This window comes from Petroclostridium sp. X23, assembly GCF_030013905.1.
In the GTDB taxonomy this organism is placed as follows: domain Bacteria; phylum Bacillota; class Clostridia; order SK-Y3; family SK-Y3; genus X23.
The window spans coordinates 2,546,384-2,570,745 of record NZ_CP124862.1 but is presented as its reverse complement, the minus strand read 5'-3'; the positions used below and the strand labels follow the sequence as shown (position 1 = coordinate 2,570,745).

24 protein-coding genes and 1 other annotated feature are annotated in these 24,362 nt (G+C 37.7%); of the genes, 20 read left to right on the top strand and 4 right to left on the bottom strand.

The window, feature by feature from the left end; all coding sequences use genetic code 11:
• Window positions 1-205: 205 nt before the first annotated feature.
• The 12 genes from QKW49_RS12190 (at window position 206) to QKW49_RS12135 (ending at window position 11,989) form a co-directional block, all read left to right on the top strand.
• Window positions 206-769, top strand: coding sequence for a Fe-S-containing hydro-lyase (locus QKW49_RS12190; RefSeq protein ID WP_282867823.1), 564 nt, complete (start codon window positions 206-208; stop codon window positions 767-769).
• Window positions 770-881: 112 nt separating this feature from the next.
• Window positions 882-1,094 (top strand): DUF1858 domain-containing protein, encoded by a 213-nt coding sequence (locus QKW49_RS12185; protein ID WP_282867821.1) that lies wholly within the window; start codon window positions 882-884, stop codon window positions 1,092-1,094.
• Between the two features lie 122 nt (window positions 1,095-1,216).
• A complete protein-coding gene (locus QKW49_RS12180) occupies window positions 1,217-2,443 on the top strand; it encodes an MFS transporter (RefSeq protein ID WP_282867819.1) in 1,227 nt (408 codons plus the stop codon).
• A gap of 179 nt (window positions 2,444-2,622) precedes the next feature.
• Window positions 2,623-4,044 carry an FAD-dependent protein gene (locus QKW49_RS12175; RefSeq protein ID WP_282867818.1) on the top strand — a complete coding sequence of 474 codons (1,422 nt, stop codon included), beginning with the start codon at window positions 2,623-2,625 and terminating at the stop codon, window positions 4,042-4,044.
• A gap of 160 nt (window positions 4,045-4,204) precedes the next feature.
• Window positions 4,205-5,479 carry an adenylosuccinate synthase gene (locus QKW49_RS12170; protein ID WP_282867817.1) on the top strand — a complete coding sequence of 425 codons (1,275 nt, stop codon included), beginning with the start codon at window positions 4,205-4,207 and terminating at the stop codon, window positions 5,477-5,479.
• 93 nt (window positions 5,480-5,572) lie between these two features.
• Window positions 5,573-5,788 (top strand) — a binding site (T-box leader).
• Between the two features lie 231 nt (window positions 5,789-6,019).
• Window positions 6,020-6,691 carry a serine O-acetyltransferase EpsC gene (gene epsC, locus QKW49_RS12165; RefSeq protein WP_282867816.1) on the top strand — a complete coding sequence of 224 codons (672 nt, stop codon included), beginning with the start codon at window positions 6,020-6,022 and terminating at the stop codon, window positions 6,689-6,691.
• Window positions 6,692-6,894: 203 nt separating this feature from the next.
• The gene (gene cysS / locus QKW49_RS12160) at window positions 6,895-8,298 is read left to right on the top strand and encodes a cysteine--tRNA ligase (RefSeq protein WP_282867815.1); all 1,404 of its coding nucleotides are present in this window, start codon (window positions 6,895-6,897) and stop codon (window positions 8,296-8,298) included.
• A gap of 27 nt (window positions 8,299-8,325) precedes the next feature.
• Complete coding sequence (locus QKW49_RS12155) at window positions 8,326-8,667, top strand: hypothetical protein (RefSeq protein WP_282867813.1); 342 nt, start codon at window positions 8,326-8,328, stop codon at window positions 8,665-8,667.
• 15 nt (window positions 8,668-8,682) lie between these two features.
• Window positions 8,683-9,129 (top strand): ribonuclease III domain-containing protein, encoded by a 447-nt coding sequence (locus tag QKW49_RS12150; protein WP_282867812.1) that lies wholly within the window; start codon window positions 8,683-8,685, stop codon window positions 9,127-9,129.
• Window positions 9,130-9,323: 194 nt separating this feature from the next.
• Window positions 9,324-10,187 (top strand): YitT family protein, encoded by an 864-nt coding sequence (locus QKW49_RS12145; RefSeq protein ID WP_282867811.1) that lies wholly within the window; start codon window positions 9,324-9,326, stop codon window positions 10,185-10,187.
• A 17-nt stretch (window positions 10,188-10,204) separates the two neighbouring features.
• Entirely contained in the window at window positions 10,205-11,050 is an 846-nt protein-coding gene (locus QKW49_RS12140; RefSeq protein WP_282867810.1) for a transketolase, read from the top strand.
• Window positions 11,051-11,989 carry a transketolase family protein gene (locus QKW49_RS12135; protein WP_282867809.1) on the top strand — a complete coding sequence of 313 codons (939 nt, stop codon included), beginning with the start codon at window positions 11,051-11,053 and terminating at the stop codon, window positions 11,987-11,989.
• A gap of 48 nt (window positions 11,990-12,037) precedes the next feature.
• Here the strand turns inward: QKW49_RS12135 and QKW49_RS12130 are convergent, their stop codons facing one another.
• The gene (locus QKW49_RS12130; RefSeq protein ID WP_282867807.1) at window positions 12,038-12,382 is read right to left on the bottom strand and encodes a PilZ domain-containing protein; all 345 of its coding nucleotides are present in this window, start codon (window positions 12,380-12,382) and stop codon (window positions 12,038-12,040) included.
• Window positions 12,383-12,970: 588 nt separating this feature from the next.
• Between QKW49_RS12130 and QKW49_RS12125 the strand changes: the two genes are divergently transcribed.
• Entirely contained in the window at window positions 12,971-15,085 is a 2,115-nt protein-coding gene (locus tag QKW49_RS12125) for an S-layer homology domain-containing protein (protein ID WP_282867806.1), read from the top strand.
• Between the two features lie 281 nt (window positions 15,086-15,366).
• On the opposite strand, the gene QKW49_RS12120 is transcribed toward QKW49_RS12125, so the two are convergent.
• Complete coding sequence (locus QKW49_RS12120) at window positions 15,367-15,612, bottom strand: hypothetical protein (RefSeq protein WP_282867805.1); 246 nt, start codon at window positions 15,610-15,612, stop codon at window positions 15,367-15,369.
• Window positions 15,613-15,801: 189 nt separating this feature from the next.
• Between QKW49_RS12120 and QKW49_RS12115 the strand changes: the two genes are divergently transcribed.
• The 3 genes from QKW49_RS12115 (at window position 15,802) to QKW49_RS12105 (ending at window position 19,265) form a co-directional block, all read left to right on the top strand.
• A complete protein-coding gene (locus tag QKW49_RS12115) occupies window positions 15,802-16,863 on the top strand; it encodes a hypothetical protein (protein WP_282867803.1) in 1,062 nt (353 codons plus the stop codon).
• 258 nt (window positions 16,864-17,121) lie between these two features.
• Window positions 17,122-17,799 carry a response regulator transcription factor gene (locus QKW49_RS12110; RefSeq protein WP_282867801.1) on the top strand — a complete coding sequence of 226 codons (678 nt, stop codon included), beginning with the start codon at window positions 17,122-17,124 and terminating at the stop codon, window positions 17,797-17,799.
• Window positions 17,796-19,265, top strand: coding sequence for a HAMP domain-containing sensor histidine kinase (locus tag QKW49_RS12105; RefSeq protein ID WP_282867800.1), 1,470 nt, complete (start codon window positions 17,796-17,798; stop codon window positions 19,263-19,265). Before QKW49_RS12110 ends, QKW49_RS12105 begins: the two co-directional genes overlap by 4 nt.
• A 54-nt stretch (window positions 19,266-19,319) precedes the next feature.
• On the opposite strand, the gene QKW49_RS12100 is transcribed toward QKW49_RS12105, so the two are convergent.
• Together QKW49_RS12100 and QKW49_RS12095 are read right to left on the bottom strand one after the other, a co-directional pair.
• Window positions 19,320-19,610 (bottom strand): YmaF family protein, encoded by a 291-nt coding sequence (locus tag QKW49_RS12100; RefSeq protein WP_282867799.1) that lies wholly within the window; start codon window positions 19,608-19,610, stop codon window positions 19,320-19,322.
• 226 nt (window positions 19,611-19,836) lie between these two features.
• Window positions 19,837-20,154 (bottom strand): hypothetical protein, encoded by a 318-nt coding sequence (locus tag QKW49_RS12095; RefSeq protein WP_282867798.1) that lies wholly within the window; start codon window positions 20,152-20,154, stop codon window positions 19,837-19,839.
• Between the two features lie 299 nt (window positions 20,155-20,453).
• Between QKW49_RS12095 and pcrA the strand changes: the two genes are divergently transcribed.
• The 4 genes from pcrA to QKW49_RS12075 all read left to right on the top strand — a co-directional run bounded on the left by pcrA (window position 20,454) and on the right by QKW49_RS12075 (window position 24,096).
• Entirely contained in the window at window positions 20,454-22,649 is a 2,196-nt protein-coding gene (gene pcrA, locus QKW49_RS12090) for a DNA helicase PcrA (protein ID WP_282867797.1), read from the top strand.
• Window positions 22,650-22,750: 101 nt separating this feature from the next.
• A complete protein-coding gene (locus QKW49_RS12085) occupies window positions 22,751-23,053 on the top strand; it encodes a YerC/YecD family TrpR-related protein (protein ID WP_282867796.1) in 303 nt (100 codons plus the stop codon).
• 6 nt (window positions 23,054-23,059) lie between these two features.
• Complete coding sequence (locus QKW49_RS12080) at window positions 23,060-23,809, top strand: class I SAM-dependent methyltransferase (RefSeq protein WP_282867795.1); 750 nt, start codon at window positions 23,060-23,062, stop codon at window positions 23,807-23,809.
• 86 nt (window positions 23,810-23,895) lie between these two features.
• Complete coding sequence (locus tag QKW49_RS12075; RefSeq protein ID WP_282867793.1) at window positions 23,896-24,096, top strand: cold-shock protein; 201 nt, start codon at window positions 23,896-23,898, stop codon at window positions 24,094-24,096.
• Window positions 24,097-24,362: the final 266 nt, after the last annotated feature.

The window sequence follows — 24,362 nt, the reverse complement described above, 5'->3', positions numbered from 1 at the left end:
TGTAGTGATTACTCTATATAGATAGAGAGATTTAGACTTATCATTTACGAAGTTATACATCACGCTAACAGTTAAGATTCCGTAGGGGCGGACGACTCTGTCCGCCCCTACGATAATAAAGCAGATATATTGAAACGAGAATTAACATATTGGCTAGTAATAACTTGAAAGTTTTTATCAACATAGAAGTGAGGGAGGCATTTATATGCAAATACATATTCAGGCACCACTAACCCATGATAAAGTGAAAGAACTGAAGGCAGGGGATAGCGTGCTGATTTCGGGTACCATTTATACGGGCCGGGACGCAGCACATAAAAGAATGGTCGAAGCGTTAGGAAAGGGAGAAGAACTTCCTTTTGATATCCGGGATCAAATCATCTATTATGTTGGTCCCTGTCCGGCAAAGCCGGGACATATTATCGGGTCGTGCGGGCCTACTACAAGCGGGAGGATGGATGCATATGCGCCATGCCTGATTCAAAGAGGATTAACAGGAATGATAGGGAAAGGCTTGCGTAATAAGCAAGTAGTAGACAGCATGATTCAGTATGGAGCGGTTTATTTCGGTGCGATAGGGGGAGCAGGCGCTTTGATAGCAAAAACGGTGCAAAGTGAAGAAATTGTCGCTTATGAAGATCTTGGACCGGAAGCGGTAAGAAAATTGGAAGTTGAGAACTTTCCGGTTGTGGTAATAATAGATAGTAAAGGAAACAATCTTTATGAAGACGGACGTAAAGAGTATGTTCATAATAAATTCACAGATTAATCACATTTAAAACATTGCATTTTGCAAAAGTAATAGTATATAATAAATGATAGAATTCTAGTATGTTCTTTGATATATGATAAAGACGGTTAAATACGAGGAGGCGCGGAATATGCCAAAAGTAACGCTAGATACCATCATCGCAGATGTATTAAAAATGAACAGAGGTACAGTACCTATTTTCATGAATGCCGGAATGCACTGTTTAGGATGTCCTTCATCCTCTGGAGAGAGTATTGCGGAAGCGTGTGCCATTCACGGAATAGATGCGGAACAGCTAGTAAAGGAATTAAATGACTTTTTAGATAGCCAAGAAAGCAAATAACAATAAAATAAATAAGACATCCGGTGTGATGTCTTATTTATTTTATTGTTATTAAATGGAAGAGAGATTTCCTGGCGGAAACAAATTGATGCAGTCAAATTTGTTATTAGGAGGCCATGAAAATGAATACTTTAAAATCTATAAAAACATATATTTTCTCAAAAATTCACCCTCAAAGTTATCTTTCGCCGGAGTTAATAACTTTATTAACTGTACATGGGATATTTTTGATGGGTGTTGGTCTTTCGAACACTTTTGTTAACATATTCCTATGGAAAGTAGAGAAAAACTTAAGTATTGTCGTATTATTCAATGCGATTTACTTTGCGACGGTTCCTATTATATTTATATTCGGAGGATGGCTGGCGAAAAGAGTATCACTTACGTTTAATCTTAGGATAGGGATTGTGTGTTATAGTGTTCTATTTATTATTCTTTTAACTGTTCAGAATAAGGCTTCTTCTTATATATGGCTGCTTGGCGCGCTTATGGGAACAAGCGGAGGCTTTTATTATTTGAGTTATAACGTACTGGGGTATGATTTTTCTACAAATGACAATAGAGACTTTGTAATGGGTATTCAGGGGTTGGTGCTCTCTGTTGCCACCATGATTGCTCCTTTTGTTGCTGCAGCTATTATCGAGTGGTTGGAAGGGTCGACAGGATATATCCTTGTTTTCTCGACATCATTGACGTTATTTATAATCGCCGGTGTATTAAGTACACGAATTCCGGCAAAGACGATTAATAAGCAATACTATATTAAATCGGTGCTGTTTCTTCCGTTAAAGAAAGCCAATTGGAGATATGTTATGGTAGGTGAGTCTTTGCGTGGTTTCCGCGAAGGCGTCATGATGTTTTTGACCGGAGTTCTACTATATGCCATTGTGAACAGTGAATTGTATATTGGATATTTAACATTGATAAGCTCAACCATACAGTTTCTATCTTTTTATTATATCAGCGGAAAGATGAGACCTCATACACGTAAAAAATATATGTTAATTGGGGCGGTATTTATTGCAGCGGTCAGCTCAATATTCTTATATAAGATTAGTGTAGTTACTTTATTTATATATAGTATTATTTCATCTATCTTTGTTACTTTTATCAATAATTCAAGTATGGGTATTATTTACTGGGTGATACACAAGACCCCAAACAGCCAAAAACGAAGGATAGAGGGGATTGTTGTAAGAGAAGTATATCTCAATATTGGCAGAGTAGCCGGGGTGGCACTGTTATTGCTTTTTCCGAATGATCTAAAAACGATTGGGATGATTATATTTGGATTAGGTGTTTCGCAAATACTGATGTGGCACTTGTTTAATAAGGTAGAAACAGAATAAAGTCGAATGTTTTTTTTGTAATTATAATAAATATTCGTATTTTTATTGCTTTTATACGGGGAATCTGTTATTATATATAAGGAATGTTCAAGTAATTTTATAGTGTTTATCTAGACAGCGGCCTTTAGCCCTGTCTATGTTAATGTTAGGATGTATTGTGATTAGGGAGGACTAAAAGGATGAAAAAAAATTATGATGTCATCATCATAGGAGCAGGTCCTGCAGGTATTTTTACGGCATTAGAATTGACAAAAAACAATAGTGAGTTAAATATTTTAATTGTAGATAAAGGAAGACAGATTCATAGAAGAATATGCCCGGCAAGAAAGACAGGTAAATGTGTAAACTGTGATCCTTGCTCCATTGTAAATGGCTGGTCGGGAGCAGGTGCATTTAGTGATGGTAAATTATCATTGGGTGTTGATGTGGGTGGAAATGTAAAAGATTATATTGGAGAAGAAAAAACGGCGGAATTAATACGATATGCCGATAAGATTTACTTAGAATTCGGTGCGCAGAAGACGGTATACGGCGAGAATGATAAGCGTGTGGACGAAATTATGTATGAAGCTTCAAAGCATAATATCCAGTTAGTACCATGTCCTGTTAGACATCTTGGTACTGAAAAAGCCTTTGATGTACTTGGAGGAATGTATGAGCATCTTTTAAATCATACTAACACTGAGTTTAGAGAATTAACTTCAGTTTTAGAAATATTATGTGAGAACGACAAAGTGACAGGAGTAGCATTACAGACCAAAGGCAAGGAACGAGAAGAAGTTTGGTCAAAAAATATCGTGATTGCGCCGGGACGTGAAGGTGCCCAATGGCTGACAGAGCAGGCACGAAAGCTTGGGATTAAGACTAAGAATAACGCAGTGGATATAGGAGTTAGAGTGGAAGTTCCTAATTCTATTATGGACCATTTAACAAAAGAACTGTATGAGGCGAAGTTTGTTTATTATTCCGATACATTTGAAAATAAAGTAAGAACTTTCTGTATGAATCCCGGAGGGGTGGTGTCGGAAGAGCACTATGACGGACACATTGCGGTAGTAAATGGTCACAGTTATGCAGATGATAAGTTGAAGACTCAGAATACTAATTTTGCAATGTTGGTATCTACGACATTTACCGAACCCTTTGATGAGCCTATTAAGTACGGTAAATATATCGCACATCTTGCCAATATGCTTACCGGTGGCGGGATTATGGTACAGCGTTTGGGTGATTTGCTAAAAGGAAGAAGAACAGATGCAAGCAGACTTAAAAAATCTACCACTATTCCTACTTTAAAAAGTGCAGTTCCGGGAGATCTAAGCTTTGCACTGCCACACAGGCATCTGATGTCAATTATAGAGGCGTTGAAGGCACTAGATAAGGTGGCGCCAGGAATGTATTCCAAAAATACATTACTGTATGGCTGTGAGATCAAGTTCTACAGCAGCCAAATTGAGGTAAATAATAGTTTTGAAACCCAGATTAAAAATCTATATACCATTGGTGACGGTGCGGGGATCACAAGAGGATTAATGCAAGCATCGGTAACCGGAGTGGTGGTAGCCAGAGAAATCGTAAAAAAAGTGGGGAGTGGGGAGTGAGCAGCGGATAGAGATATATCTGCTGGTATATGAACCTGATCCACATAAAAATATAGATTAGCAGTAAGTGAATATTGGATGGAGTATAGAGTGGAATGTAGGAAAGATTACTCCTAACTCCCCACTCTTCACTCCCCACTAATTAAGGGAGGAAGGCAGTATGGCAACTAAAGTTGTAATTGGTGCCCAATGGGGTGACGAAGGTAAAGGAAAAATTATTGATATTCTTGCCCAACAGTCAGAGGTCGTAGTAAGATCTCAAGGAGGGAACAATGCGGGACATACTGTTGAAGCAAATGGAGAGCAGTATAAGCTGCATCTTACACCTTCGGGTATATTAAATGCAGATACTTTGTGTATTATAGGAAATGGTGTTGTTTTAGATCCGGCTGTATTGTTGGGAGAGCTGGATATGCTTCAGGGAAGAGGAATTTCTGCTGATAATTTAAAAATAGATGCAAGAGCGCATATTATTTTCCCTTATCATCGGGAGCTAGATGGATTATCAGAAATTGCAAGAGGAAAAGGAGATATCGGGACAACCAAAAAAGGCATAGGTCCTGCCTATATGGACAAGGCTGAACGTTCCGGAATCAGAATGTGCGACCTGATGAACACAGAACTGTTTATCGAAAAAGTAAGAGCAAATGTTGAATTAAAGAATACTATAATAGAAAAAGTATATGGCGGCACCGGTGTGGATGCCGATGGAATCATTGAAGAGTACTTAGGCTATGCACAGAGATTAAAACAGTATGTGACAGATACGACTGTTCTTCTGTATGCAGCAATAAAAGCCGGCAAGAGAGTGTTGTTTGAAGGCGCGCAGGGAACACTGCTTGACCTTGATTTGGGAACCTATCCTTATGTAACGTCCTCACATCCTATTTCCGGTGGAGTATGTGTCGGAACAGGCATTGGTCCGACGATGATTGATGAGTGCATAGGTGTGGTAAAAGCATATACAACCCGTGTAGGGAAAGGGCCGTTTCCAACTGAGCTCTTTGATGAAACAGGCGATCAAATCAGAGAAAAAGGCAATGAATATGGGACTACTACCGGAAGACCAAGAAGATGCGGATGGTTTGATGCTGTTATCGTAAAATATGCTGTAAGAACAAGCGGATTAACATCTATCGTAGTAAATAAGATTGATACATTAGGTGATATTGATAGGCTTAAAATTTGTGTGGGCTATAAAAAAGGCAGTGAAACAATGACCGAATTCCCACCGAGCCTGGAAGAGCTTGCTGTTTGCGAACCTGTATATGAAGAAATGGACGGGTGGGATGGAGATATCGGTCATATCAGAAAATATGAAGACCTTCCTGAAAATGCAAAGAAGTATATAGAGAGAATAGAGCAGATTTGTGATGTTAAAGTCGGAATGATTGGTGTAGGACCGGGTAGAGAACAGAATATTATTAAACCTTAAATATTTTGTGATAATTCTTAAATATTCCTGTTACAAGGTACTATCATTGTGGTACAATAATATACAGTGAAATAAAAGTAATCCTATAAATTTATTAATGCGTGGATTGAGAAGAGTAGGTCATGTATACTTTACAGAGAGGGATTGCCATCGGGTGAAAGCAATCTTAATGCGATGTATGATTGAAGTGCGCTCATGAGCTGAAAAAGGGAACTTGCAGTATCTTTTTCCGGTCGGCACCGTTATATGCCAATAGAGATGGGATAAATACCCGAATAGAGTGGAACCGCGGATAACTTCGCCTCTGTGTATAGATAATATATGCAGAAGCGAAGTTTTATTTTTATCCGCATTTTATCTATATATGGGCGGATGTGAAAAAGTGCTTAATCGTTCGAAAATCGGACTTTTTTTAGTAGTCTCGGACTGTCCACAAGTTCGATTTTCCCTATGTGCTAAATTCGACTTTATCACAGTCTCACATAGGAACTAATTATTAACTATTAACTATTAATTATTAATTAAACACGGGGGTGACATATGTTTAGAATGGTCAAAGAAGAGATAAAGGTAATCATGGAGCGGGATCCGGCAGCAAGAAGCTGGCTAGAGGTGCTTCTTCTTTATCCCGGACTTCACGCTGTCATCAGTCACAGAATTGCACACTGGTTTTATAATAGAAAAATGTTTTTTACAGCCAGAGCAATATCCCAATTGAATCGGTTTTTGACAGGTATTGAAATACATCCCGGAGCTAAAATAGGCAAAGGATTGTTTATTGATCACGGTATGGGTGTTATTATAGGAGAAACTACTGAAATAGGGGACAATTGTACCATATACCAGGGTGTAACTCTTGGTGGAACAGGGAAAGATAAGGGGAAGAGGCATCCTACGATTGGAAATAACGTTTTAATAGGTGCCGGGGCAAAAGTGCTGGGGCCGTTTGCGGTGGGAGATAATTCCAAAATTGCGGCGAATGCAGTCATCCTTAGAGAAGTTCCACCTAACAGTACAGTTGTAGGAGTGCCCGGCAGGGTTGTAACCAAAGACAATAAGAGAGTAGCGCCTGCTGCGGGCAGTGATCTGGATCAAATTCACTATCCGGATCCTGTATCTATGGAGCTTTGCAGGCTGCTGGTTAAATTCGAACATCTGCAGCAAGAACTACATGGGTGCCAAGCAAGAATGAAGAACATAAATGATAAATAATTAGTTCACGGTTCACAGTTAACAGTTCACAGAAGCCGGATATTATACTTTAGTGTTCTACTGAACCTAGGATGCGAAATGGTTCCGTAGAATATGCTTTTAATGCATAGAGGTATCGTTAAGGTGGTGCGGTGCGAAACACATCTGTAACCTGTAAAGAGGGTCTGTGAACTGTGAACCATATAATCAAGGAGGAGTTTACTTTGAAATTATACAACACACTAACAAAACAAAAAGAAGAATTTCAGCCGATTACGCCCGGGGAAGTCAAGATGTATTCTTGCGGCCCTACGGTATATAATTACTTTCATATAGGAAATGCCAGGCCATTTATCATATTTGACACATTAAGAAGATACCTTGAGTATAAAGGGCTAAAAGTGAATTTCGTTCAGAATTTTACAGATATTGACGATAAAATGATAAAGAAGTCTAATGATGAAGGAATAACAGTAAAAGAGCTGGGAGAAAAATTCATTGAAGAATATTTTAAGGATGCAAAGGGATTGGGAATAAAAGAAGCCACCGTGCACCCCAAAGCCACGGAAAACATTGAAGCGATTATTGAATTGATTGAAAAATTGGAAGACAAAGGGTTTGCTTATAATGTTGATGGAGATGTATATTTTAGTACTAAAAAATTCAAAGAGTATGGAAAATTATCGCATCAACCGTTAGAAGACCTTGAAGCGGGGGCTAGGATTGATGTAAATGAGCAAAAGAGAGACCCGATGGACTTCGCTTTATGGAAAAAACAAAAAGCAGGAGAACCTGCATGGGAAAGCCCATGGGGAATGGGAAGACCGGGCTGGCATATAGAGTGCTCTGCAATGGCCAACAAATATTTAGGAGAGACGATTGATATACATAGTGGAGGACAAGATTTAGTATTCCCGCATCATGAAAATGAAATCGCTCAAAGTGAGGCTGCGAATGACGCACCCTTTGCAAAGTATTGGCTTCATAATGGTTATATCAATGTAGATAACCAAAAGATGTCAAAATCGTTGAATAATTTCTTTACGGTAAGGGATGTAGCCAGCGAATATGATTATGAAATAATAAGATTTTTTATGCTTTCAGCCCATTACCGCAATCCCATTAACTTTAGCAAGGATTTAATGGAACAGGCGAAAAGCGGATTGGATCGGATGTATACCTGTCTTAACAATCTGGCCTTCTTTAAAGGGAATGCCCAGGACAGAGCAATGAATGAGCGGGAAATAAAACTGTCCGGCCAATTGGAGAAATACAAGGAGAACTTTATAGCTGCCATGGATGACGATCTAAATACCGCTGATGCAATTGCTGCTTTATTTGAAATGGTAAGAGAAATTAATGCCAATATCACAGCGACTAGCAATTCATCGGTTACAATCGTGGAGTTTGCAGCCAATATGCTAAAAGAGCTAGGGGATGTATTAGGGATACTCCAAAAATCACAAAAGGATACATTAGATGCGGAAGTAGAACAATTAATAGCCAAGAGGCAGCAAGCTAGAAAAGATAAAAACTGGGCTTTGGCCGACAGTATACGAGACCGGTTAAAGGATATGGGAATCGTGCTGGAAGATACACCGCAAGGCATAAAATGGAGAAGAGCATAAGTGGACTAAACAAAGGGAGATGATGACATGTCTCTTTCATGGAGAGGATTCAGATATCAAACAGGAGAAATAGAAGATATAGTGAAAAAACTTCGTGATGAAGGGCTGGTGGAAGTGGATGCGGATACCGATGAAGAAGTGAATGAGGTTATCAAAGACTTGGGAAAAATGAATATTTATCAGATAGAGGGTCTGCCTTATGATTATAATGCACGGGTCTTGGCAGATGAGCCGGAATTTCTTGTAAGAATCGGTTTTTCTACCAGGCCTGTGAAAGCAGAAGATATTGATAAAGATAAGATTCTGTATATTGATTTTTTTAGAATAGAAGAACCGGAAAAGAGCTATGATGAGGTATTCTGGGGATAAATATGAGGTGTAGGTATGTTCGATGAATTCATAAATCAGCAAGCTGGGCTAATAAAGAAAGAACATGGTATAAATCCATCACAATATTCACCTTTGGTGCTTGCATATATAGGAGATGCAGTATATGAAGTATATATTAGAACCATGCTTATAAAAAAAGGCAATATGCCGGTACATAAGCTACATCGACAGGCAACCCTTTATGTAAAAGCAAAGGCGCAGAGTGATACAATCCACAGAATAGAAGGGTACCTGACTGGTGAAGAACTTGCAGTGTTCAAAAGAGGAAGGAATGCAAAATCAGGAACGGTTCCTAAAAATGCGGATATAAATGATTATAGGCATGCAACGGGCTTTGAAGCTTTGTTGGGGTATCTCTATTTATCAAATAATACTGAAAGATTAATGGAAATTCTAACTATGTCACTAGGAAATGTAGATGATGGGAATAATAATAAGTAGTTTATAATTTGCAGCTATATAAGTTGAATTAAATAATTGGATATTGCAAGTCAACGGAACGCCACGGGGGGCGTTCCCTACGAATCGTAAATCATGATGAATGGAATTTGGTGTTCTATGTAGGGAACGGCCCCTGTGCCGTTCCGACTCAAATGTTTAATTCAACTTATATAGTTATGATTGGAGGCAATCGGATGCTAAAGCTTAGCTTAAAAAGACTTTTTTCTGATTGGAAAAGCTACTTTTTGATTATTATTGGTTCTGCCATGACGGCGGCATCTATCAATATGTTTCTAACGCCGAATAAAATCGCACCGGGAGGATTAAGCGGCATAGGCATTGTGTTGTATTATTTATTCGGGCTTCCGGTGGGTACTACCATGTTGGTGCTGAATATTCCGTTGTTTATTCTGGGAATAAGGCATCTGGGAGGAGTATTTGGCGTAAAGACGCTCTTTAGTACGGTGATTCTTTCAGTTATGATAGATTCAACTACCTTTTTACCGGTTTTAACCAGAGAACCATTGCTTGCGTCCATATATGGTGGTATAATGATGGGGGCGGGTTTGGGACTGGTATTTCGTTCCGGTGCTACTACAGGGGGCACAGACCTCGCGGCGAAAATTATTCACAAGTTCATACCATTTTTAACGCTGGGACAGCTGTTGTTAGCAGTAGATTTTTCAGTTATAGTTTTCGCAGCGGTTGTATTTGGAGATTATGAGCTGGCTCTTTATGCGATTATCACTTTATTTGTTGGATCGCAGGTGATAGATGGCATACTGGAAGGGGTTAATTTTGCAAAGGCCGTATTTATTATTTCCAACAAGTCGCAATACATATCAGAAAGAATAATGAAAGACTTGGATCGTGGAGTAACAGGGCTAGGCGGTAAAGGAATGTATACCGGGAAAGACAAAGTCGTTTTGATGTGCATATTGAAGAGAACCGAAATCCCTATCATTAAATCAATAGTCAAGGAAATTGACAGCAATGCATTTGTTATACTTACTGATGTTAGGGAAGTTTTAGGTGAAGGTTTTAAATCATATGAATAAAGAAAGGAGCAAGATATATGGACAAGCAAACAGTCAAACAGTTAGCGGTTACCGCTACTAAGGTCAGAAAGCATGCGATAGAAGCCGTATATAGTGCAGGATCCGGACATCCGGGAGGATCATTATCGATAGCAGATATATTGGCAGTGCTTTATTCTGAAGTAATGAAGGTAGATGCAAAAAATCCTAAATGGGAGGACAGAGATAGATTTGTACTTTCAAAAGGACATTGTACACCGGCACTTTATGGCATACTCGCAGAAAAGGGTTTCTTCCCTCAAGAAGAAATAAAAAATTTCCGTCATATAGACAGCTATTTACAGGGACATCCCGATATGAAAGGGGTACCTGGTGTGGATATGTCTACAGGGTCATTAGGCCAGGGAATCTCTGCGGCAAATGGTATGGCACTTGTGGCAAAGTTAGATAAAAAAGACTACAGAGTTTATAGCGTTCTGGGAGATGGAGAGCTTCAAGAAGGCCAAGTATGGGAAGCAGCAATGTTTGCAGCTCATTATAAATTGGACAATCTAACAGCTTTCATCGATTTCAATGGCTTGCAAATTGATGGTGATATTGCTGAAGTAATGTCTCCATTACCAATTGATGAAAAACTTAAATCCTTTGGCTGGCATGTCATTGTAATAGATGGTCATGACTATGAGCAAATACTGAATGCTGTAAATGAAGCAAAAAATACTAAGGGTAAACCTACCATGATTATCGCTAAAAGCGTAAAGGGTAAAGGCGTATCCTATATGGAAAATAATGCAGGCTGGCATGGAAATGCACCTAATAAAGATCAGTATGAACAGGCGATAAAAGAATTAGACGGACAGCTTGCAAAACTGGAGGTGGAGTAAATGGCAGATAAGATAGCAACCAGAGAAGCCTACGGTAATGCCTTGGCTGAATTCGGTGAAAAATATGATTTGGTTGTACTGGATGCGGATTTATCAAAATCAACAAAGACAGATACATTTAAAAAGAAATATCCTGAAAAGTTTATCAATATGGGTATCGCAGAAGGAAATATGATGTCCACTGCAGCCGGAATCGCAAGCTGCGGAAAAGTAGTATTTGCAAGTTCTTTTGCGATGTTTGCGGCAGGTAGAGCTTTCGAGCAGGTAAGAAACTCTATCGGGTATCCTAAATTGAATGTAAAAATCGGAGCGACGCATGCAGGACTTTCGGTTGGTGAAGATGGTGCATCGCATCAATGCCTGGAAGATATAGGAATTATGAGAACCATTCCGAATATGGTAGTCATTAATCCTGCTGACGCTGTAGAGGCAAGGGCAGCGGTAGAAGCAGCTATCAAACATTATGGACCTGTTTATTTGAGATTTGGAAGACTTGCGGTACCTGTTATTTTTGATCAGGAAACTTACAAGTTTGAAATAGGAAAAGGTGTGCAGTTGGAAGAAGGTAATGATGTTACCATCATTGCTACAGGATTGTTGGTACCTGAAGCGTTAGAAGCTAAGAAAATGCTGGATGCTGAAGGAATTAGCGCGAGAGTCATCAATATACATACCATTAAGCCAATTGATAAAGATATCATTGTAAAGGCTGCCAAAGAAACCGGAGCAATTGTTACTGCAGAAGAACACAATGTGATCGGCGGATTGGGCAGTGCTGTTGCAGAGGTATTGGCTGAGAACGCTCCTGCACCTATGCTAAGAGTAGGTACACAGGATGAATTCGGAAGATCAGGTAAACCGGGTGCATTGCTTGAAATGTATGGATTGACAGCTAAAAACATCGTAAATAAAGTAAAAGAAGTTATAAAAATGAAATAATAGCATAAAAAAACAGGCTTAAATATTTAAGCCTGTTTTTTTATGCTATTATTTCTCAAGTTCCGAAATATACTCGTCAATTTGCTTTCCAAGTATATCTGCCAACCCTACGAACTCACTGCCAATGAGATATCCCTTGTTGATTTTTTGTGAACGAACAATTTTTAGCACACAGTAGAACATTTTATCCTCATCAATGACCACCTTGCTGTTGAAGAAGTGGTTAACAGGCAAATCAGTTTCACAGATGAAACCCAATCCCGTTTTAGATATATTTGTGATGATGATGTCGGTATTCATTTTAATAGATTCTTGTTCGCCGGAACGAAAGAGGGATTCAATCGATATACTTGAGTTAAAAGGAACTCTTTTACTTTTTCTTTTTTCATCCATAGTACTTTACCTCCATGAACACTATACTTTCGTTTTATAAATAATACTTATATTATACTACTATTCTGAATGTAACACCATAAAAATTTTGGCATTTGATTGATCATTTCTATCTATGGTAGTAATAGTATTATATAGAGCTATTTTTAAAACAGATCAATATGAATATAATATTAATAAGCAATGATAGATTTTTCATACTTTCATAAAAGGTATCCGTAAGAGTATATTAAGGAATGACGAAATAATAATTTCCCGATTTTCAAGCGGTTACTTTTCGATATTGCTAAGGAACAGTGAAATAATAAATTCCGAAATTTTCAACGAGGAATTTTTCCGTCAGGCTAGGCGGAGACCTTTGGCAATACTGACGTATGGCAAAGGTTGACAACGATGCATGACACAAAAATAACCGTTGAAAAATCAGAAGTTATTATTTTGCTGTTCCTAAGTAGAAAGATTACAGAATAGTTACAATATAAACAATTTGGGAACTTGTATATTCGTATCGCAGTCTATATGTATAACTAGAAATCTGTATATATTTTTGGAATATTAAGATGTGAACTGTCAAGGGGGTTAACTGTTTTGAGAAAATGGACTTTGGTTTTAATGATAATACTTCTTTTTTCTTTTAATAATGTATCGGCTTTAGAAATTAATTATAGAAATACATACCATCATTGGGCGGTACCTTATGCGAGCAACCTGTCGCAGAGGCTAATCCCGGTTAGAAAAGCCGCAGCTGAGCGTTCGGATATTTCTGTGGAGGATATAGACAGCATCCGTGACGAAGTTCTTAATGAGGAACATTTGAATGAGCACATTACTTTTGTCAACTGGCAGAAAATGCTGAAGATTATTCTGGGAGCACAGACTGACGAAGTATATTCACATAAAGGGAATATCACACGAGAAAACGCGGTGGTAAGTATGATGAAAATATTAAATACAAAATATGAGATGACATCCTCTGGGTTAAATGCGATGGAAGCACGTGACAAGTTTAATGATAGTATCAAGGCGGTGCAGGATACGATGGATTTGCTTGGCTTGGCTTACAGCAAAGGGATTATATCCGGTTATGATGATTCAAGCTTTCGTCCGAAAGACTATCTTAAAAATAGCGAAGCTATTGCGATCATTGAAAGAGTATGCAGCAAGTTTGGATTGCCTGAAACACAATGGCATGGGAATATAGAACTGCTGAGCATAGATGGTTTTCTGCGCATCAATGGACCGGAGGCGGTTGAAGAAGCCTTTTGGACAAACGATAAAGGCATTTTATTGATTTATAGTATTAAGGATTCCAATGTAAGACAAGCAGCCAAGGTTTTTATAGATGAAAATAGGATTATCAATGCTTTTGAATATGATAACCGAAATCTGACGGAAAGTCTGTTTAACGAGAATGCCTTTAGAGAAGAACGCGGATATTTATCCATCAATAAGATCATCTGGAATAAAGACCGGAGATATGTAAACATTAAAGGTGAGATGAAAAGCATATATATTCCCTATGTAAATTATTCAGTATCAGATGATAACAGAATGGTACTAATGCAGGATGAGGAAGAGCGCGCTGTAAGAGTTTTTGATTTTTTAACTGAAAAATCTTTTGTTCTTGATAAATATTATAGATGGGCCGATGAACAATATGACCGGGGAATAAAATGGTCTCCTGACAGCCGGTATATTATTTCAACCTTATTTAAGCCTGAGGATGATATTGGTATTGAAGAGAAGAACCGTTTTGCTATTTTTGATTGCCGCAGCGGTAATCTAATAAAAGTCATTAATGACCCGGGGTATTACTCCTTTTATCCTGTATGGTCTGCTGATGGAAGCAAAATTGCTTTTTATAGGGTGAAGATAGATGATGAGTCGTTAAAGGGATTTTTAGATAATAGTGTTGATTCCAAGTTCGATTTGCTTGCGCGAGAGATTGGGATATATGATGTAAAGACCGGAGAAGTAAAGTACTATCCTCATCCCGATAGTATCATATTCGCAAAATATCAGAATGGGCTGATATGGTCACCCCAAGGAGATTCATTATATGTGCAGATAGCTGCCGATAAAGAGAAAGTTTTAAATGACATTAATCAAGATGTTAATACAGATATTAACCAAATTACAAATGATGTATGGTCCCTTAATGTAGGAACTGGGTCGTACACTAAAGAGCTTAATGGGGATGCACGTAAGTTGAATGAAGAAAGTGAAAAAGCCACCCAATCTGAAAAGGAAGATATATCGGTATTTAATCCATTGGGAGACGGTGCACAAGATGATGTGTATACAATGGAATCAAACGTAAAGAGTGTTTCTTCTAATGGTAAATTAGTGTTATATGAAAAACAGCCATATAATTTATCGCGATATGAAAATATCCCTCCGCAATATATTTTAAAGAACTTAGAGACGGGAGAAGAAAAAGGAATCAGCAATATGCTGCTAACTGACCATTGGTGGCTTTCTGACGGAAGCCTCTTGCTCGTGGAAAGTGAGCTTGTCAGAAGCCGATATGCTGCACAAACCACTTATTCGATTAAAAAAATCAAGCCGAATTTTGAAGAGATCGAATTAGCAGAGCTAAGTCAGTATCCAACATCAATATCGCTGTCACCGGATAAGAATTATCTTATGCTTTATCAGTATAGAGGCAGTAAAGATGTGAAAATTATTGATCTCAATAAGTAGACTAAGTACTATCTATTAGGCCGGATAAGTGGGTAGTGAAGAGGAAATCTCTTTGTGTCGGACACTCTTTACTTAAGTAGGGAACGCCCCCTGTGGCGTTCCGCTTTGATTCTAAATGATGCAGGAAAAGGGGTATGTCATAAATTTGAGGAAATACTATAAATGTATCCTAACATCATGATTGATAAATTTATTGTGTGGGCTTAACCATTTATGACGATATAATCTGGCGGAACGGCACGGGGGCCGTTCCCTACATGTATGGAAACATAAAAATACGGCTATTCTTTTTTCTTCTTCACACCAATAATATTCAAATTATGATTATATTTGGCGGTTTTTGTTGATACTTCAAATCCATTCATCACAAGTGTGTCATAGAGTGTATCAGTCTGTTGTTCGTCATTATTGTCAACTGAAATAATAATAGATTCTCCTTCTTTTACATCGGCAATCACATCTTTAAGCTGCTTAACTTCATTGCTCGTATATTGGTTTAAATTATAATTTAAAAAATGATCTGTCATTTCTATATCTCCTTTTTATAAACACTAATGATTTGTCATCATTTATTTTTTGTAATAAAAAGTATTTTAAACAGGCATATTTTAAAAATTCATAGAATTCTCAAGTTTCTTTCACAAGACCATCACATACACTTTATATAATAACATCATCAAGTAAAATTGATAAAAAACAAAAAGGAGAATGATTATATGAATAAAAATATGACGCTTAAAAGAGTTTTAAGTGGCTTGGTAATCGGGGGCATACTGGCATCTATGGGAGGGATGGCACTGGCAGATAGTACGGACAATAGTGATGCCGGTTCGGCAACGGGGAATCGCCCTGCCATAAGAGAAGGCATGCACAGCCGAAATGATGGGCAAAGAGGTTTTGGGATATCCAGTGAATCGGTATTGGATGAACTTGTAACGCAAGGCCTTATAACCCAGAGTGAAGCTGATCAATTACTTGCTTTACAAAGTGAGAAAGCAGAAGAAAGAAAAGCCGAGATGGAAGAGTTAAAGAATATGACGGCTGAGGAACGTAAAGCGCTTCGTGAAGAAAATAAAGAAGCCGTAAAACCGGAGAAAAGGCAGGACTTGTTCAGTGAAGCGGTAGAAAAGGGAATATTAACACAGGCAAAAGTAGATGCGATTCGTGAAGAGATGCAAGAGCAGCAAAAAGAGAAGATGCAAGAACAGCAGCAGAAAAAAATCAATAGTCTTGTTGAACAAGGCTTAATAAACCAGGATCAAGCGAATCAATTACTTGGTTTACAAGATGAGAAAGCAGAAGAAAGAAAAGCCAAGATGGAAGAGTTAAAGAATATGACGGCTGAGGAACGCAAAGCGCTTCGTGAAGAAAATAAAGAAGCCGTAAAACCGGAAAAAGGGCAGGGTTTGTACAGTGAAGCAGTAGAAGCAGGGATATTGACACAAGATGAAGTGGATACGATTCAGCAAAAAATGCAGGAAAGCCGTAAGGCAGAAATGCAGGAAAAACAAGACGAAATATTTGCTGCTTTGATAAATCAAGGGACGATCACACAAGCACAGGCAGATACCATTCAAGCATATCTGGAAGAAGAAGCTGAAAATAGAAAAGCTGAATTTGAAAAGATAAAAGATTTGTCTCGTGAAGAACGTAAAGAATATTTGGAAGAGAATAAAGAAAGCAAAAAGGGCTTGCTAAGTAAATTGATGGAAGAAGGTACCATTACACAAGAACAAGCTGATGAAATAGCTAAGCTGCTGCACAAAGGAAGACCATAAGCTAAAACCGATACAGATGATGCAGATAATAACTGAATAATGTCTGGAATAGGAATTTTTCGATAAAACAAGTGAATTTATATTGGTTGGTGCAAGCCATCAAAAAGAGTTATGAGGACAGAAGCTCCATAAAAATATTTTGTGGGGCTTCTGTTGTCATATGTAAAATAATGTGAAAAAGAGTATCCTAATATGGATATATTTTATATAATATTTATTATTTATAATTCATCCAACATGATGAAAGGAGATATATAAATGGGTGTTAAGAAAATAATGATCGCAGATGATGAGGCGCGCATGCGAAAATTAGTTGGAGATTTTTTGAAGAGGGAAGGATATTGTATTGTTGAAGCAGAAGATGGAAAAAGAGCGCTTGAGCTTTTTAAGGATGATCCAAATTTGGATTTAATCATCTTAGACGTTATGATGCCCGAGTACGATGGATGGGCAGTATGCAGAGAAATCCGTAAAACATCCAATATACCTGTGATCATGTTGACTGCGAGAGGAGAAGAGTTTGATGAATTATTTGCATTTGAACTGGGGGCGGATGAATATGTGACAAAGCCTTTTAGGCCGCAGATCCTGGTTGCAAGGGTTCAGGCTGTATTGAGGCGTACAGAGAATGATAATAGGCCTGTGATTGCGTATAATGGTTTGGTATTTGACGAAAGCGGAAGACATGTGCAAATAGATGGTCAGTGTGTAGATATGAGCCCAAAAGAATTTGAACTGTTATCGTACTTGATTAAAAATGAGGGACGAGCATTGAGCAGAGATCAGATTTTAAATGCTGTTTGGGATTATAACTATTTTGGTGATGTACGAACCGTAGACACGCATATTAAGCAGCTAAGAACCAAGCTGCGAGATAAGGGGCAGTTCATACAAACGGTGAGAGGAGTAGGCTATAGATTTGAGGTGAAAAAGTGATTCGCTCTGTAAGAACAAGGCTTTTTATAGGGGTTAATTGCCTTATCGTATTATTTGTAACGATATCATGGACGCTGAATTCAAGATATCTTAAAACATACTACATCTTTGAGAAGAAGAAAACATTAGCCCAGAGCAGTAAATTAGTAGACAAGATCTATGAAGGGGAGCCATACTTAATCGCGCTGGAGCTGGAAAAACTTGAGCGGAATGCCGGTATAAATATTATGATATTAGATGAGAGTCAAGATATAAAGTATGATTCGTCAGTAAGGATTTTTGAAAAATTCGAACCACGTAAGAGGATAGACTACCGCATACATATGGAGTTATCTGAAATGCAGAGGCAACAGAATCGAAAAGCTATGTTTAAAATTACCAAAGACCCCAGAATAAAAACGGATTTTTTAAATTATATTTATTTATTGAAGAATGAAGAATATTTGGTTCTTAGTACCCCTTTGGCGGCTATGCACGAAAGTGCTCAGATTGCGAATCATTTTTTCTTTTACTCGGGTATTCTGACATTTATCGTTGGAAGCATAGCGGCATTTATTTTTGCCAAAAAGTTTACCAAGCCGATCTTGGAATTAAACGATATTGCTTTAAGAATGACAAAGCTTGATTTTAGTAAAAAATATTTAATCCAGACAAAAGATGAAGTAGCGGAGCTTGGGAAAAGTATCAATTCACTTTCGGACCAGCTGGATAAGTCAATTACAGAACTGACACAGGCAAATGAGAAGCTTCAACGAGATATAGAACATGAGAGAAAAGTGGATGAGATGCGAAAAGAGTTTATCTCCAGTGTTTCACATGAATTAAAGACACCTATTGCGCTTATTCAAGGTTACGCTGATGGATTAAAAGTAAATGTCAATGAAGATGAAGAGAATAAAAATTTCTACTGTGATGTAATTATTGATGAGGCCAGTAAAATGAACAATCTGGTAAGAAATCTTTTAGACTTATCGCAAATCGAGTCAGGATATTTCCATTTGGAAAAACGCGTGTTTGACCTATCGCAATTGATAGAAAATGTAGCATACAAATATCAACCTATATTTAAAGACAAGCATATATGCGTATCAGTAGAAAAAGAAGACAATATTATGGTAGATGCTGATAGTATCCGAACCGAGCAGGTGTTGGTGAATTATCTGAATAATGCGATAGACCACGTAGATAATAAAAAAATCATTGGAATCACAGCAAAAGCGGATAATAAAAAAGTACGAGTAACAGTTTTTAATTCAGGTAAACATATACCAAAAGATTGTCAGGATAAAATATGGAAAAGCTTTTACAAGGTTGATAAGGCCAGAACGAGGATGTACGGAGGAACAGGTTTGGGACTATCTATTGTTCGGGCTATTCAAGAACTCCACCAAAATGCATATGGCGTAGTAAATACAGAGCAAGGGATCGAATTTTGGTTTGAGCTTGACAGGGTAGAAGTTTTATAGATTGTAAACGCTCCCGGCTTTGCGGGAGCGTTGATATAACTAAGAGTAAAGAAACTATACTCTTGATACGGATGTACTGGTTTTGAATACATGCTCATGTGAATCGGAAGCCAGTAATATGCGCATGTCATGAAAATGGCTTCCATCAGGGAGCTGGATCGCCAAACCTGTTACTGTTTCATATTGATGTGTATGACCATCTTCACCTTCTATCATCCCGCTAATGGTATGTTTATGGCTATTTAAAGCGTATTCTGCCGAGGTCCTGCCGGTAATGAGGTGACGATGATCATCAACTTCAGGGGTTGAAGACCTAAGCGAATGAAAATGTTTTGTAGATAGCATAAATAATTAACTCCTTTCGAATTTATTACAGATACCTTTATGTGTAATGTAGACATAAAGTTTTCACTATAATATATTCGAACAGTGTTGAATTTGACACTATAAAACCTATTTTTACGCGTTATTCCAGAAGAACGGATGTATTGTTAGATTGGTTGCAACTGTTAAACGTAATACTTAAGGGATACCTGAAATAGGTATCCCTTAAGCGATTTATATAAAGTTATTAGTATGAAATAATTTCTTTCTTGCAGTTCATCCATTCGTCATTATAATTGGTAACCGGTTGTTTAACTTTTATTGCATGTTCTTCTAGTGCATCCCAAGTCATATTGTTTTTTGCCCAATCTAAGAGAATATCATTGTTTTCCAGACCATAGTTCTTTTCATCTTCAAAGACCCTTGGAGGTAAACAACTTGCATGATAGGTGATACGGTCACTGGATTGGGCAGCGTAATAGCGGGCTCTGTTTTCTGCAATAATTTCTACGGGAATATCATATAGTTCTCCATTAGACATTTGAACTCTTAAGTACTTCTTCATTGAAAGCAGCTCCTTTTTAGTAACATGAATAATATAATTAATATTATTAAAAATTTAACCTTCATATTTATTATAGAATATTGTTAAAAATTTGTCAATATATTTTTGTTTTAACATAGGTTTTTTTAACCAATAATGTATGGTAAGATATAGAATGAATATAGGTCACAGTTCACGGTTCACAGATAACGAAAGTTTCTGAAAATTGCGAATATGGAAAAATGGAATGTATACGATATAAATCGCTGTGTAACTATTTTAGATATTTATACTTATAGAGATTTTGAAGAGGTGGGAAAATGAATCAATTGCTGGAAGGTTTGAATGATAAGCAAAAAGAAGCGGTTTTATGTACGGATGGACCGCTGCTGATATTGGCAGGTGCCGGGTCGGGAAAAACCAGAGTATTGACATATAGAATTGCGTATCTGTTACAGGAAAAAAAAGTAGCTCCCTGGAGTATATTGGCGATTACTTTCACCAATAAAGCGGCAAAAGAGATGAAAGAACGTTTAGAACGCTTGGTTGGAGATCAAATCAATGATATGTGGGTCAGTACTTTTCATTCTGCTTGTGTGAGGATGTTAAGAAGAGATATTGAGAAGTTAGGTTATGAAAGAAATTTTGTTATTTTTGATTACGCGGATCAACAGACCGTGGTAAAGGATTGTTTAAAAGAGCTTAGATTAAACGATAAAAATTTCCCGCCGAGAAGTGTATTGTCTGAAATCAGTAAAGCAAAAGATGAACTAATGGATGCCAGGACATTTAGTGCTGTCTATGAAAGTGATTACAGGATGAGCAAGATTGCGGCGATCTACTCATTATATCAGAAGAAACTGCGCCAAAATAATGCATTGGACTTTGATGACATTATTATGAATACGGTAACTTTATTCAATGAAAATGAAGATGTATTAGAGTATTATCAAAGAAAATTCAAGTACATACTTGTTGATGAGTATCAGGACACCAATACATCGCAGTATATGCTGGTAAGCTTATTGGCGCAAAAACACTGTAATCTCTGTGTTGTAGGAGATGATGATCAGAGCATATATAAGTTCAGGGGTGCGAATATCCGAAATATATTAGACTTTGAGAAGGAGTTTAAACAAGCGACTTCTATAAAATTAGAGCAGAATTATCGTTCTACTCAAAATATTTTGAATGCGGCCAACCATGTAATCAAAAACAATTACGGACGAAAAGGAAAAGAACTTTGGACAGAAAACACATCGGGGGAGAAGATACATCTTTTTGGTGCGAATAACGAACATGAAGAGGGATTATATATTGCGCAGGAAATTGAAAGAATGCGGATTGAGAAAGGCAAGCGTTATTCCGATTTTGCGATCCTTTATAGAATGAATGCCCAATCTCGTGTAATAGAAGATATGTTGCTCAGAGAAGCTGTTCCATATCGGGTATTAGGCGGGTTAAGATTCTATGATAGAAAAGAAATTAAAGATTTGATTGCTTATCTAAGGGTAATACAGAATCCGATGGATAATATCAGTTTAAAAAGAATTATCAATGAACCCAAAAGAGGAATAGGAAAAACAACGGTGGAGAATGCTGAAGAAATCGGGAACCAGCGGGATATGAGCATTTTTACAGTGATTTCAAATGTGGATAGTATCCCGGCTTTATCTAGAGCGTCTGCCAAGCTGACAGATTTTGTGCATATGATTAACAGTATCCGCGCTGAAAAGGACGAGCTGAATGTTACCCAATTGGTAAATAAAATTCTGGATAGCTCAGGTTATATGAAAGCATTGGAAAAAGAAGAAACCATTGAAGCTCAAACCAGGATAGAAAACTTGAAAGAGTTTATATCCATTGCGATGGAATTTGAAACAGGCGCTGATGAAAAGACGTTAGAGGCCTTCCTGGAACAAATATCATTGGTATCCGATATCGATAATTATGATGAAGAGCAGGATGCGGCGGTGCTTATGACACTGCACAGCGCCAAAGGACTTGAGTTCCCCATTGTTTTCCTTTGCGGCATGGAAGAGGGGATTTTTCCGGGATATCGTTCAAGTGCTGATCAAGAGGAATTGGAAGAAGAGAGAAGACTTTGTTATGTGGGTATTACCCGTGCACAGGAACAACTCTATATTACACATGCGTTTCAGAGGACGCTGTTTGGAAGTACCATGTATAACAGGCTTTCCAGATTCATAGAAGAGATTCCTGGAGAATTTATAGATGGAAGAGAGGATAAAGAGGAGACAGATTTTAAACAAGGGCAAGAAAGCGTTCAAATGCCAAAAATCTCGGAAGCCAGTATTTTTAGCACTAATATTATTAGACCCAAAAATGTACCGCAGGATTTTAACATAGGAGATGTTGTATTTCACAAAAAATTCGGAAAAGGACTCATTATTGGTATCCAGCCTATAGGGAATGATGCCAAATTGGAAATCGCTTTTGAAAGCGTGGGAACAAAAAATCTTATGGCGGCTTTTGCCAATCTGACAAAGCAATAGGTTGTTTACTTTAGTGATTTAGTATGTTAAAATATAAATAATATTTGCCGATGTCAAGTTGCATAAAGCGGCATTTAAACAAATAAGGTGCGGTGATTTAAATGAATGAAAAAATCAGGGATCAGCATACCGATGAGCTTTTAGACGCTATCCTGTCGTTAAACACTATGGATGAGTGTTATAATTTTTTTGAGGATCTGTGTACGATTGCGGAGATTAAAGCAATGGCACAAAGGTTTCAGGTTGCCAAGATGCTTAATGAGCATCATGTGTACACCGATATTGTTACCAAAACAGGGGCGAGTACGGCTACGATCAGCAGAGTAAACCGCTGCCTGAATTATGGCGCCGACGGCTACAAGACCGTATTGGACAAGTTGGCCCGTTTGCGTGCAGGAGAGTAATTAGCTATGACGGAGAGCTATTCAGGGTTTGCGTATATTTATGATAAATTAATGAGTGATGTCGATTATGAGCAGTGGATTGAATATATTGAATCAATATTTGAAAAGAACCATATTCATCCTAAATTAGTTTTAGAACTGGCATGCGGAACGGGAAATATTTGTACACGTCTTGCGCAGCGCGGATATGATATGATAGGAATAGACCTTTCGGAAGATATGTTGAACGTAGCTGTACCAAAAGCAAAAGAAATGGAACTGGATATTCTTTTCTTACGGCAGGACATGACGCAGTTTGAGTTGTATGGTACGGTAGACGCGATCCTTTGTTTAATGGATAGTGTTAATTACATATTGGAAGAAGAAAAATTAATAGATATGTTTAAGCTGGTAAAGAATTATTTGAATCCCGGAGGATTGTTTATATTTGATATTAATTCATCATACAAGCTGAGAGAAACACTTGGGAATAATACTTTTGTAGAAGATGAGGACGAGATTTTCTATGTATGGGAAAACAATTATGATGATGAAAATGAAATTTGTGATTTTTATTTGAATTTTTTTATCAGGCAGGGAAAAAAATATATAAGAGTAGATGAAGTCCATCAACAAAAAGCATATAGTATTGCTGCTATCGAAAAATGTTTACTAGCATCGGGGATGAAATTGCTTGATGTATATGAACCGTTCTGCTTTGAAAAACCGGAGGATGATGGCGAAAGAGTTTTCTTTATAGCCTCTCGAAAAGATTGACAAAGATACCCTCATATGGTAGACTGTAACTTGTAGTTAATATAGCTATGTAGCTACAGTTTGAAATTATTAGGAGGTTTTTTGCAATGCAAAAAGGTAAAGTAAAATGGTTTAACGCTGAAAAAGGATATGGATTCATTGAGAGCGAATCTGGAAATGACGTATTTGTTCATTTTTCAGCAATCGAAATGGACGGTTACAAAACCCTTGAAGAAGGAATGGAAGTTCAATTTGAAGTGATTGAGGGTGCAAAAGGTCCTCAAGCTGCTAACGTAACAAGAGCATAATTTTGCCAATAACCTTTAAGGTTTCGGATATAGAAAGCTCTACTATTCAAATGCAGTAGCCAAGAATCCCCTGTATAATTAATAATTATGCCGGGGATTTTTCATGTAGTTAGTGAGGAGTGGAGAGTGGATCGTAGGGAGCATAAAACAATTATACATTGTTAATATTTATTGCATAAGTGGGAAAATGGGTACTTGCTGTATGACCTAGCACAGCCTTCTCTCCGCACTCCTCACTACCCACTCCCCACTAAATTAAGGAGGAA